Genomic DNA, 12,904 nt, shown 5'->3' on the forward strand with positions numbered 1-12,904 from the left:
TGAACACATTATTCAAAGCCATTCCCTTGTTAATGTTAAAAAAAAGCTTACTTACGGTTTTTATCTTGTCAGTCACCATTATTGGATTACTGGTTGGCTCTTCTATTTATACTCTTTATAGTAAAAAACGTTTAACTGTAGACCCTAAACTTAGAGAAATCTCAGGGATTGAATTTGATAAATTTAATCGACTTTGGGCTATTAACGACAGTGGCGACGAGCCAAAACTTTACCGCCTTAATGAAGATGGCTCTATAGCGAAAGAAATTTTAGTTACCAATGCTAAAAACATTGACTGGGAAGACATGACACAAACAAATTTGGTCACTTTTTCTTGGGCGACTTTGGCAATAATAAAAACGACAGAAAATGGTTAACTATTTATAAAATCGAAAACCCAATCGATATTAAGGGCGACACAACAGAAGCAGAGATAATCAAGTTTACTTATCCTGAAATGGACGGCAGCCCAATCCAACCAGATCAACGTAACTTTGATTTGGAGGCCTTTGTCGCGCTTGGCCGACATCTCTATTTATTTACCAAAAATCGCACTGAACCATTTGATGGCATTACAAAAGTATATAAAGTCGGCGATCATGCAGCGAACTTTGATGCACAATTAATAGATTCATTTCAAACTTGCACCACAATGGAAAAACTTTGTTGGATCACTTCTGCGGCTCTGAGCCCTGATAGAACCAAGTTAGTTCTACTCGATTCAACCAGCATTTGGTTATTTGAAAACTTTCAGGGTGATAAGTTTTTTTCTGGTGATGTATCTCGTATTGATCTTGGGATCGTAACGCAAAAAGAAGCCATCACTTTTTACGATGACAACACGATTGTCTTTACAGACGAAGAATTTAAAGGCATTGGTGGTAATGCCTATGTCATTAAGCTCGATGAAGTAGAAAAGAAAGTTATTCGCAAAGTGCCCAAAGCGAATCAATAACCAAACACATTATTTAGAGAGCGCTTTTTCGATGTCTACACCTAAAATCAGCACCCCCATGTGCTGATTTTTCTCATCAAAGATAGGCACGCTAAACTGCACCTGAAAGTGTTTGGTAGATTCATCAAATTCCACAGTATCAATGTAGTAATCGTCATCTTGCTGATACATATTTAAAAATTTAGCTTCATCACCCTGCCAATAGTCAGTGGTGACTTCACTAATAATGACATTTTTACCTTGTTTATCAGTGACGATTATCTCTGTAATAACACCTTGCATTTGCTTTTGCCATACTTGTAAGAATTGTGAACCTTCAAATTTTAGATAGCGCTCTGCAAGTATCGGTGTATTGTCACGAACTTGTTGTGCCCACTGATTATCAAGCTGATCGAGGTCTTGCTGCGCGAGCGGTTGCCGATTACTTTTCATTACCGCTTGTTGTACATTGTCTGAATTCGCTAATTGCTTTATTTGCTCTAAAAGCACATTCACCAAGGTTAGTTTTTCAATCTTTGACAATACAAAGGGACTTTGTGAACAGCTACTTATATGACTGTTAAAGGCATTTAAAAAGTCAGGGAATTCCTTGAGCGTTTTATTTGCTGCAAATAAACCCAAAGGCACATAACGATAGAATGTTTGTGTATATTCATCAGGCTTTATTTGTAACTGCACAGCATTGAACTCAAACTCTTCTAAATCAAGCAAGATTCTATCTACCCGCTGCTTTTTGAACACTTTGATAAGCTCTTGTGTGGTGTTAACTTCGACTTCGATTTTCCGATTTGTCAATTGATACCAATCAGCCTGATGACTCCCTCTTACGACGCCATAACGCAAATCGTGTTCAGCTATTGAAGCCGAATCTGCATGGGTAAACCAGTACCAGTTTTCTAAAAACATCGGGGCAGAAAGCTCACCATACTCTTGCATTTGCGATAACAGGTTTGCGGTAAAGTAACCATCTAGCCGATCTAGCTGCACTTCCCTTTTAGCCCTTAACCAAGGTAGTTTCTGTAACTTAAATGGCACATTGATTTGCTTAAAAATACATTCAACATGATTAATTGCATTATGTGGTGCGTTAATTGGCAGGTTAGTACCTAACTGAAAAGGCTGAGCCACAGTGAGCGAAAGCAATAATGAAGCAAGCATCGGCATAAGCCTAAATAACTAACAAACTAAAGTCATTATAGACAATAGAGTCAGATTTACCTGATAAAGGGTTAACGCTTAAACTTTGTCTCTAAAATCACTGACGACGTTGTTCGCTCAACGCCATCTAAGTTACCAATGTCATCTAATAGGTGGCTTAACTTTTCAAGGTTTTGCGCTTGCACAACGGCAATCAAATCAAATTCACCGCTAATTGCGTAGAGCTGTGAAATAGCATCAATCTGCTTTAGTTCAAGATTCGTTTTGGTGGTTAGTTTTTGTTTCACTTTAATCGAAACATGCGCCGATACCATTTGGCTCAAATAGGCATCACCATAGTCTACGCTATAACCTTTGATCACACCTGTTTCTTCTAATTTCAACATTCGGCTTTGAACTGTTGAGCGCGATAAATTAAGCGCTCTCGCTAGGTCAGAAATACTCGCACGCGCATTGGTTCTTAAGATAGCTAATAGTTTTTCATCTTGAGAAGTTATCACTTTGACTACTCTTTTCGTTAATTTGCATTTTATTTTAGTCATTTTTCACAAAATAGCACTGCAAATTTAAGTTCCTAACCCAGATAATAAGAAAAATAGATAAGAAAAATAATCTCATCGTGCTTAATTAGGCAGGAACGGCTTAACTGACCTATTTTTTGCAATTTAACTTTTTCATACTAAGCCAGATTTAGGTGCAACAAATGCAAGTAACAAGAGAACTTTTTAACGACGTAATGGTACCAAACTACAACCCATCAGAGGTTATTCCTGTTCGCGGTGAAGGCTCACGTGTTTGGGATCAAAACGGTAAAGAATTTATCGATTTTGCAGGTGGTATCGCTGTTAACTGTTTAGGCCATTGTCACCCAGCGCTTGTCAATGCACTAAAAGAGCAAGGCGAAAAAATTTGGCACTTATCAAACGTAATGACAAATGAGCCTGCACTGCGCTTAGCTAAAAAATTAACGGACGCTACATTTGCCGATAAAGTGTATTTTGCAAACTCAGGTGCAGAAGCTAACGAAGCAGCATTAAAATTAGCGCGTCGCTGGGCATTAGATGTACACGGCGAGCAAAAGAACCAAATCATCGCGTTCAACAAAGGTTTCCACGGTCGTACATTCTTCACTGTTACGGTAGGTGGTCAAGCAGCTTACTCAGATGGTTTCGGTCCTAAGCCTGCTGCAATCGATCACTGTGACTATAACGATTTAGCTGCGTTTGAAGCACTTATTAGCGACAACACGTGTGCTGTGATGATGGAGCCATTACAAGGTGAAGGCGGTATCATTTCGCCAACGAACGAATTTATTAAAGGTGTTCGCGCGTTATGTGACAAACACAATGCTTTACTTATTTTTGATGAAGTACAAACAGGTGTTGGCCGTACAGGTGATTTATACGCATACCAAGGTTTAGATGTAACACCAGATATTCTTACGACAGCAAAAGCATTAGGTGGTGGTTTCCCAATCGGTGCGATGATCACAACAGCAAGCATTGCAGAGCATTTAAAAGTAGGCACACATGGTTCAACTTACGGTGGTAACCCACTTGCATGTGCAGTAGCAGAAGCGGCTTTTGATACTGTTAATAACGAAGAAGTACTTGCAGGTGTTAAACAGCGTGAACAACTTTTACGCGACGGTTTTGCTGCAATCAACGAAAAATACGACGTATTTAGTGAAGTTCGTGGTAAAGGTCTATTATTAGGTGCGGTTCTTAACAGCAAATTTGAAGGCCGTGCACGCGACTTCCTTGTAGCAAGCACTAAACACGGTTTAATGAGCCTTGTTGCTGGTACAAACGTTGTGCGCTTTACGCCATCTTTAGTTATTCCTTTAGAGGATATCAAAGAAGGTTTAGCTCGCTTTGAAAAAGCGGTTGCAGACGTTGTAAACGGTTAATCCTAGTTGGCGCATGCCTTAGGTATGCGCCATTGGAGTGCAATTAATGCAAGTATTACGTCCTATAACAGCAAATGATTTTGCCGCGTTAAAGCAAATTGCAATGGAATCCGGGCATGGTTTTACCTCGTTACCGGTCGACGACAATTTACTACAAGAAAAAATTGAACGCGCTGAACGCAGTTTTGCAAAAGACATTAATAAACCACAAGACGAAACCTACTTATTTGTTTTAGAAGACAGTAAAACAGGTGACGTAATTGGCACAACCGCTATTGAAGCTGCCGTGGGTATGTCGGTTCCTTTGTACCATTACCACCTTGGTAAAACTGTTCACCATTCACCTACTCTCAACGTATATAACACTGTTGATATTCTGAGTATGTGTAATGACTACACAGGTTGCTCTGAAATTTGTACCTTGTTCTTACGGGAGCAAAACCGCAAAGGCTTAACAGGTCGCTTTTTATCACGATCACGTTTTCTATTTATGGCTCAGCACAGCGAACGCTTTGCTGACACTATCATCGCAGAAATGCGTGGTGTGAGTGATGAAGACGGTCACTCGCCTTTCTGGCAGTGGTTACAAGAGCACTTTTTTAGCATTGAGTTCCCACAGGCTGACCATTTAGTTGGTTTAGGCGATAAAGTCTTCATCAGCGAGTTAATGCCTAAGTACCCTATTTATGCCAACTTACTGAGCAAAAAAGCCCAAGCTGTGATTGGTAAGGTTCATGAAAAAACCAAGCCTGCACTTAAACTCTTAGAAAAAGAAGGGTTTGAGCACCGTGGTTATGTTGACCTCTTCGATGCAGGGCCTACTGTTGAAGCAAAACTTGGTAATATTCGCAGTGTTCGTGAGTCACAAGTGTGCCCTATCAGCATTGGTGAGCTTGCGCATATCAATGAGCAGAGCTCAGATACATTAGCTATTTGCAACCAAGGCGTGAATGACTTTAGAGCAACATTCACCAAACATGCTCACTATAACCACGCTAAGCACACGTTAATCGTCAGCCAAGAAGTGGCAGATGCACTTAAATTAAAACAAGGGGATGCAGCACGGTTCTTCCGTTTGTAACCACTTAAGGAGTTTAAAATGAGTGTAACAACTCAACTTATTGCTAACCAATGGCAAGCAGGCCTTGGTCATGATTTTAGTTCAATCAACCCAAGTAATGGCGAGGTTGTTTGGCAAGGTAAAACAGCCACTGCTGAACAAGTCGCTGATGCAATCAAAGCTGCTCGCAGTGCTCAGCTTGGCTGGGCTGATATGGCCCTTGAAGAGCGTATTGCTATTCTTGAAAACTTTGCAGCAGAGCTTAAAGAGCACAGCGAAGAGTTTGCAACGATTATCGCCCGTGAAACAGGTAAACCACTTTGGGAAACACGTACCGAAGTAGGCGCAATGACAGGTAAGATTGCCATTTCAATTAAAGCCTATCACGAACGTACTGGCACCACAGAAAACCCAATGCCGGGCGCAAAAGCGTTTATTCGTCACAAACCACATGGCGTTGTTGCCGTATTTGGCCCATACAATTTCCCAGGTCACTTGCCAAATGGCCATATTGTGCCAGCTATTTTAGCGGGTAATACGGTTGTATTTAAGCCATCAGAACTTACGCCTCATGTTGCTGAGTTCACTTTAAAGCTTTGGCTAAAAGCAGGCTTACCAGCCGGTGTCATTAACCTTGTACAAGGTGAAGTAGACACAGGTATTGCTCTTGCATCTCACCAAGATATTGATGGCTTATTCTTTACGGGTAGCTCAAATACAGGTCACCTATTACATAAGCAATTTGCAGGTCATCCAGGTAAAATCTTAGCGCTGGAAATGGGTGGTAATAATCCACTGATCGTAAAAGATGTCGCAGATGTAAGTGCGGCTGTTCACGACATTATCCAGTCTGGTTTCATTACTTCTGGCCAACGTTGTACCTGTTCTCGTCGTTTATTCATCGAGAACTCGGCAAATGGTGATGCAATTTTAGAAAAATTAATTGCTGCAACAAAAAACATCAAAGTAGCCGACAGCTTCAGCGAAGATCAACCATTTATGGGGGCAATGATCAGCGAAAAAGCAGCACTAGGTATGGTTGCAGCTCAGCAGCAGTTACTTGATATGGGAGCAACTTCTCTTGTTGAACTTAAGCATCTTGAGCCGGGTACAGGTTTTGTAAGCCCAGGTATAATTGATGTAACCGCTGTTAAAGACATGCCTGATGAAGAGCACTTTGGTCCTCTTATCAAGGTTTACCGTTATACAGATTTCGATAGTGCGATTAATGAAGCAAATAACACCTCTTTTGGTTTATCTGCTGGTTTATTAAGTGATGATAGTGATGACTACCAGCATTTCTTAAAACGTATTCGTGCCGGTATTGTTAACTGGAACCGACCAATTACAGGCGCATCAAGCGCTGCACCGTTTGGTGGTATTGGTGCCAGTGGTAACCACAGAGCGAGCGCTTATTACGCAGCTGACTACTGTGCATACCCTGTTGCTTCTGTTGAAGCCGATAAAGTTAACTTACCACAGACCCTTGCGCCGGGCTTAATTATTGAATAATTGTTTGGCGGCCTCGCCGCCTTAATTGAAGGAATTAAACATGCACACAGATGTAAACGCCCTATTTGAAAACCTATGGGACAACTATTTATCAGTTACGCCATCGGCGGTAAAAGTACATGAGTTACTTGGCTCTACACAACAAGATGACGTGATCAACGATCACATCGCTTTACGTACTTTTAACCATGAAAAAATCGGTTTAGAAAAACTAGCTGCGCACTTTTTAGCAGTTGGTTACAAAGAATGCGGCGAGTACCACTTCGAAGCGAAAAAACTATACGCTAAGCACTTCGAACACTCAGATCCTAAGCAACCTAAAGTTTTCATTTCTGAATTACTTGTTGAGCAATGTTCAGAAGAATTACAAGCTATCGTTAATGACATGGTTGATCAGATTGACGAAGACGCTGTAACAGCGGATAATTTCCTCTATTCAGGTACGCACTGGCAAGTAAGCTCAGACACCTACAAAAAGCTGCTTGCAGAAAGCGAATACGCAGCATGGATGTCAGCATGGGGTTACCGTGCTAATCACTTTACCGTGAGCATCAATGAATTAGCAAAATTCGATGATATCGAAAGTGTAAACCAAGCACTTAAAGATGCGGGTTTTGCGCTAAATACATCTGGCGGCGAAATCAAAGGTTCACCAGAAGTATTACTTGAGCAATCTTCAACCCTTGCTGATGACAGCGAAGTTGAATTTAGTGATGGTGTTGTTGCCGTACCGAGTTGTTTTTATGAGTTCGCTCTGCGTTACGCAAAACCAGATGGCGAGCTATACACAGGTTTTGTGGCAGCATCAGCTGACAAAATTTTTGAGAGCACCAATGCTCGCTAATTAGCACAGACCAATTCGCTTAACGCAATAAGCGAATTGGTACACAAGGAAATGTATGAGACTAATTGCGTTTATCGTAATTCTTATTACCCTAAACACAGCAACGGCAACAGAAAAACCCACGCTTACAATTTTGTCTCATGCATATTTTGCCAGCGAAGCAGATAAACTCAGCATTAACCTCCACCTTGCTGCTGTTATCAATCCAGCCCTTGCTGATGAATTCGATATAGACGTCGACTTTACCAATCATGCGCGCTTAATGAAGCGCTTATCAAGTAATGAGGCCAGTTGCACCTTTAACGCAATCAAAACCCCTGAACGAGCAGAATCCATGGTGTTTTCTAACATACCCACCTATATGCATGTACAGCGTCAAGTCTATGCGCTTAAGAGCACTTTAGAGTCAGGTTCGGCGCCTATTTCTGTCACTAAGCTTCTCAAAAACAAAGGTAGTTTTGGCATTATTGGTTCCACCAGCTATCGCGAACTCGATGAGGTTTTTGCTAATAAACAATACAACGTTGCGGCTATTTACGGAGAAAATGCATTTTTACAACTGAGTCGGCTATTACTTAATAAGCGTATTGATTACATTGTTGCATACAAACAAGCACTTGAAGCGCATATACCTGCCCATGAGTTAAATCAACTCACATCAAGACGAATTGCCGAATATCCTGAATTTATCAATGGCTTTTTTACCTGCAGTAAAACCGCAGCGGGTTATCGTGCTATTGCACTTATCAATGATTATATGAAAAGTGCTGAGATGGCCGCCTATATTCAGCAACTACACAGCAAAAGTAATCAGCCAGATGATGCAAAAGCCATGCTCAACATTTATACACAAAGCTATGGAATTCGCTTTGAAAACAGTGACTAAGCCAACTCGATTTGCTGTACAAAAATAACTCGAAATATTATAAAAAAATACTTGCGCAAATAAAAAAGCAGATCTATTATCTCGCCGCTTCTTGATGATAGCCAATCCGAGTACATTACAAACCCTGTTTGTAGCAAGGCGATAGAGCAACTATCCAAGAGTGTATTTGATTGCACAGAACATACTGTGCGCTTAATAACACTCAACTGACTCGGACTTCCATTTTTTTCCGAGCAGTTGCTTAATTGCCGGAGAGTAAAATGGCTATTTCAACACTTACAAAAGACTTAACAATCAAAGTACCTGCAGCATCGGTTGCTGCAAACGAACCAGTCGCACAACCTTCAAACCAATTTATTGAGCAACTCGTTGCACAACATGGCGCGCCATTAATGGTGCTTGATTGTGAATCAGTTCGTCATCAATACCGTGCATTAAGCCGTGCTTTACCTGGCGTTGCTTTACACTTTGCATTAAAACCACTTCCTCATCCAGCGGTTGTTCGTACGCTTTTAGAAGAAGGTGCCAGCTTTGATTTAGCAACCAGCGGTGAAGTTGACTTAGTCGCCAGCCAAGGCGTACCCAGTGATCGTACGATTCACACGCACCCAATCAAACGTGATCGTGATATTCGTGATGCACTTGAATACGGTTGTAATGTGTTTGTGGTTGATAACATCAACGAATTAGAAAAGTTCATTGCATACAAAGAGCAGGTTGAGTTACTTGTTCGCTTAAGTTTTCGTAATGCGGAAGCATTCGCTGATTTATCGAAAAAATTTGGTTGTAGCCCAGCAATGGCTATTGAAATCATTAGCTATGCGCAACAATTAGGTATTCGTATCAAAGGGTTGTCGTTCCATGTTGGCTCGCAAACAGCAAGCCCAGCTAAATATGTCACTGCCATTGCTGCATGTAATCAAGTGATTAACGACGTAGCCGCATTAGGATTACCTGCGCTTAGTACGCTTGATATCGGCGGTGGTTTCCCTGTGCCTTACAACAAAGACGTGCTGCCAATTGAGGAATTTTGTGCGCCAATCAATGATGCCTTAGCACAGTTACCAGAGACAGTTCGCGTAATTGCTGAACCAGGTCGCTTTATTGTAGCCAGTGCTGTTACCAGTGTTGCATCGGTAATGGGTCAAGCAGTGCGTGATGGCAAGCCTTGGTACTATTTAGATGATGGAATTTACGGCTCTTTCAGTGGTTTATTGTTCGATGAAGCTTCATACCCTATCGACTCGTTCAAGCAATCAAACGAACGTGTTGAGTCAGTATTAGCAGGCCCGACTTGCGATAGCATCGACGTAGTAAGTGAGTCAATTATGCTACCAAAATTAAACAATGGTGATTTAATCATCAGCCGTATGATGGGTGCTTACACATTAGCAACCGCAACAGATTTTAACTTCTTCAAACGTGCAGAAGTTATCGTACTGAATGATGTAGTGCAGGTTGACGCACTCACCGGTTAATCGTTTCCTCGACTAAAAGCATGTAAGGCAACATGCTTTAACTCTTAAAATGCAGCTGCTCATTCCAGCTGCATTTTTTTATATATTTATTTAAATAAAGAGTGGTTTGTAATCGTTTTCTAATTGTTCAAACGACAAGTTTCCAATAAAACGTCCAAAGCTTAGCCAAGTTGCTAGGCCTCGTAAGTCTTTAAAGTGTGGTGGAATAAATTTAGGGTCTTCAATCACACCTAAATCATGTAGTTGCGATATCAGTCTAAAATCATCTATTGAGATTTTACCAACCAATAACAAGTGCAGTTGATCAATTCGACCTAACTGAATGGCAACTCGTATAAGGTTATACACCAACACGAAACCTTTGATATAAGCGATATCTTTGGTAAATGGTAAGCCTGTTGCCGTACTGCCTCTAAACACTCGCTGAGTAAGTGTATAACTGTCGTCTTTACTCAAACCTTGCGCTACATAATCACGATAAATATCAACAAACTCCGCACCATCAATAACCTTAGTAATACCTTGAATACGGTTCACTAACTTTGCTAAACGTCGTGGCGTCGACTTTAAGGTAATAATTTCGGTCAATACCGCAAGGCCTTCTTGGGTAACTGTGGAGCTCGGTGTGCCTTTACTTAAACAGGTTAAATAAGGCTGAGCAAGACCGTTTTGCGTGGTTCCGACATGGATCCAGCCTTCATGCACCTCAAGAATATCTAGCTCTCTTTGAGAGAATTTAACATCTTGATTAAGTTTAATATTATTTGCACCTGCCGCGGCGTCACTCACAATACCGTCACTCAGAATAACCTCAACATCGATGCCCGGCATCGTTTGAGCCACTTGTGATGCTAAAATTTTAACCGCGTCTTCTGCATCTATGTTTTTTGGATCATCAGGTAAAATATCCGCATCAAGCATACTCTTTAGCGGCTGCTCAAGCATGGTTGCAAGCTCAGAAAGTGAAGGCTCTCCAGCATGGAATAAATCTTTGGGGTGACCAAACAACTCAACAGACAAATCATGAAATTCAGGGGTACCGCGATATTCAATCATACTAAGTACGGTTTTATATTCAGTACACATTTTGCTCATGTATTGCGCAATCGGGTTTAACTGCCCTAGCTGGCTGATGATATCGCGATTTAAATCAGAGAACGCACGACGTAACTCACTTGGTACAAAACCAAGGTCACGCTGTTGGTAATAGGCTTGATCAACCGTTGGGTTCTTTTGGCACTTATGCTTAAAAAACTCTTCTTTGATTTGTTTATCCCAGTTGATCGCATCAAGGATACGAATGGGTGTTTGCAGTGCGATTAATCGGTCAGATAACTCGCGTGTTTTTGCTAATAATGCCTTATCTATCATGCTCTAGGCTCACTGTGTAATGAGCCTTGAGCATAGGCTAAATTTGCATAATTACAAAGCAAAATCATGCTGTTTTAATTAAAATTTAGCTTTTTTAGAGACTAATTTTCCGTCGTTGTAGAGAAGTAAACTGGGTACCGAATTAATGCCATTTTCGATAAATAAATCATTACCATAATCGATTGAAACCGGCATGGTTGCAGAGAATTTATCAACATATTCTTGCACTGCGCTTTGATTAGTCCACAGCTGACTCACTTTAACCTCGACATCAACTCCTTGCTCTACCAACTGATTAACATGTTGCTGCGCTAATACACACTGCTTTGCCATTGCAGGGCGCGTGTCGGCTAAGTACCAGTCGCACCATGTTGCGGTGAATAGCACGGCTTTTTTGCCTTTATTCGGAATTACCAAAGGAGTGGCTTGGCCTTGCTTTTCGTTTAGTAAGCGCGCTTCATCAACTTTGCCATTGTGTGATAACAAACGTAATGTGTTATCAAGCGGTTTATCTGCTTCGTGGCCTTGAAAAATCACCTTTTTATCACTATCAATCAACACATGAAAAGGGGTGCCCATAAATTCATAATGTTTAGCAACCTGGCCTGTGTGATCAGTAAATATTGGCATAGTGAGTGAAAAACGCTCTTTAACCTTAGCAACAGCGTCTGCATCATCATTAAGGTCAATATTAATAGCCACGAATTGAATTTTATCGCCATATTGCTCATATGCATGCTGAAAATGTGGCATTTGCTCCATACATGGCTTGCACCAAGTCGCCCAAAACTTTAAGTAAACGGGTTTCTTGCCTAAGTAACTGTCAAGTTTAACTATTTGCCCCGCTTCATTTTCTAACACCAAGGGGGCTGTATTTGCTGATATGCTTTTGCTTACAAGCACCAAGCCTGCTAGTAGTATCAGGGGTATAAATTTATATCTCATTGTGCGTCCCTCAAATAAAATCTATCTTAAGTTTAAGATAAGAGAAAATATTGTAAATTTTCGACATCCGCTTACTCAATGTGATTTTACTGATATATCGCAAAGTAAGGTTTTAAAAATACTCAAAACAGTTAATACCTGCATAAAATAACACTAAACTTTTTATAGGTTTGAAACGTATTACATCAAAAAGGAGTCATCATGAAAAATGAGCTAGACGGTAAATTAATTCTTTCTGTGTATGAAAAAATCATTCAACACGGTGAAGATCATGAAGATGGTAAGCTCTATGAAGGTATTTGTGCTTTTTCGGATATCGATGGTTATACGGTATATCTAAAAGGCAGTGGTGTGTTACTACGCTTTGGCTTTCATAATACCTATCACCTTGACTATCAACATGAAAAGAACAAAGAAGATTTTTTAAAGAAAGTGCTTTATATCGCTGAAAAGGAACTGTGAAGAAGTAATGAAACGACGGGTAAAAGCTGAGTCAAAGCAACAGCAAGCGTTTATCAACCAAGTAATTGATGAACTTAAATCTAACCCTGATAAGTTAGATATCATTCGCGATAATCTTAGTTACTATCGTGAACAACAGTTCCTCAAGCGTGGTTTTCTGCTTGCAATCGAGCGCTTTGATTGGGTATTTGAAGCAAGTAACGATGTAGAGCAAATCTGTGCGCAAATTCTAGCTGATGATTACATTGGCAAACGTTTGCGCCGCTATCCCTTGCTATATAAGGGTGTATTGGAACGTACCTATTAGAACGCCTACCGCTAAAA

The 12,904-nt window shown here is 40.7% G+C and carries 12 protein-coding genes and 1 pseudogene; 9 read left to right on the top strand and 4 right to left on the bottom strand.

Going from position 1 to position 12,904, the window contains the following annotated elements; translation table 11 throughout:
• The first annotated feature begins 32 nt into the window (after positions 1–32).
• Positions 33–955, top strand: a pseudogene (locus C2M33_RS01900) (hypothetical protein).
• A gap of 9 nt (positions 956–964) precedes the next feature.
• On the opposite strand, the gene C2M33_RS01905 reads toward C2M33_RS01900, so the two are convergent.
• Positions 965–2,113, bottom strand: a complete 1,149-nt coding sequence (locus C2M33_RS01905) for a cellulose-binding family II protein (RefSeq protein WP_138624908.1) — start codon at positions 2,111–2,113, stop codon at positions 965–967.
• A gap of 71 nt (positions 2,114–2,184) precedes the next feature.
• Positions 2,185–2,613 (bottom strand): Lrp/AsnC family transcriptional regulator, encoded by a 429-nt coding sequence (locus C2M33_RS01910; protein ID WP_054554593.1) that lies wholly within the window; start codon positions 2,611–2,613, stop codon positions 2,185–2,187.
• Positions 2,614–2,816: 203 nt separating this feature from the next.
• Here C2M33_RS01910 and C2M33_RS01915 point away from each other — a divergent pair, with 203 nt between their 5' ends.
• The 6 genes from C2M33_RS01915 (at position 2,817) to C2M33_RS01940 (ending at position 9,802) form a co-directional block, all read left to right on the top strand.
• Entirely contained in the window at positions 2,817–4,022 is a 1,206-nt protein-coding gene (locus tag C2M33_RS01915; protein ID WP_063707612.1) for an aspartate aminotransferase family protein, read from the top strand.
• A gap of 46 nt (positions 4,023–4,068) precedes the next feature.
• Entirely contained in the window at positions 4,069–5,103 is a 1,035-nt protein-coding gene (gene astA / locus C2M33_RS01920; RefSeq protein ID WP_063707614.1) for an arginine N-succinyltransferase, read from the top strand.
• 18 nt (positions 5,104–5,121) lie between these two features.
• Positions 5,122–6,594 (top strand): succinylglutamate-semialdehyde dehydrogenase, encoded by a 1,473-nt coding sequence (gene astD / locus C2M33_RS01925; protein WP_105173543.1) that lies wholly within the window; start codon positions 5,122–5,124, stop codon positions 6,592–6,594.
• Positions 6,595–6,634: 40 nt separating this feature from the next.
• The gene (locus C2M33_RS01930; RefSeq protein ID WP_063707620.1) at positions 6,635–7,438 is read left to right on the top strand and encodes a DUF1338 domain-containing protein; all 804 of its coding nucleotides are present in this window, start codon (positions 6,635–6,637) and stop codon (positions 7,436–7,438) included.
• 55 nt (positions 7,439–7,493) lie between these two features.
• Positions 7,494–8,324, top strand: coding sequence for a hypothetical protein (locus C2M33_RS01935; RefSeq protein WP_105173544.1), 831 nt, complete (start codon positions 7,494–7,496; stop codon positions 8,322–8,324).
• A 260-nt stretch (positions 8,325–8,584) separates the two neighbouring features.
• Positions 8,585–9,802: a type III PLP-dependent enzyme gene (locus tag C2M33_RS01940; protein ID WP_105173545.1), complete on the top strand. Its 1,218-nt coding sequence runs from the start codon at positions 8,585–8,587 to the stop codon at positions 9,800–9,802.
• Positions 9,803–9,892: 90 nt separating this feature from the next.
• Here the strand turns inward: C2M33_RS01940 and C2M33_RS01945 are convergent, their stop codons facing one another.
• Positions 9,893–11,173, bottom strand: coding sequence for a flavohemoglobin expression-modulating QEGLA motif protein (locus C2M33_RS01945; RefSeq protein WP_063707629.1), 1,281 nt, complete (start codon positions 11,171–11,173; stop codon positions 9,893–9,895).
• A gap of 78 nt (positions 11,174–11,251) precedes the next feature.
• Complete coding sequence (locus tag C2M33_RS01950; RefSeq protein WP_105173546.1) at positions 11,252–12,118, bottom strand: TlpA family protein disulfide reductase; 867 nt, start codon at positions 12,116–12,118, stop codon at positions 11,252–11,254.
• Positions 12,119–12,319: 201 nt separating this feature from the next.
• On the opposite strand from C2M33_RS01950, the gene C2M33_RS01955 reads away from it, so the two are divergent.
• Entirely contained in the window at positions 12,320–12,580 is a 261-nt protein-coding gene (locus C2M33_RS01955; protein WP_062567116.1) for a DUF3081 domain-containing protein, read from the top strand.
• A 7-nt stretch (positions 12,581–12,587) separates the two neighbouring features.
• Positions 12,588–12,887 (top strand): hypothetical protein, encoded by a 300-nt coding sequence (locus C2M33_RS01960; protein ID WP_105173547.1) that lies wholly within the window; start codon positions 12,588–12,590, stop codon positions 12,885–12,887.
• The last annotated feature ends 17 nt before the right edge of the window (positions 12,888–12,904 follow it).

The sequence above is a fragment of the Pseudoalteromonas sp. T1lg122 genome (assembly GCF_002964825.1).
In the GTDB taxonomy this organism is placed as follows: domain Bacteria; phylum Pseudomonadota; class Gammaproteobacteria; order Enterobacterales; family Alteromonadaceae; genus Pseudoalteromonas; species Pseudoalteromonas gelatinilytica.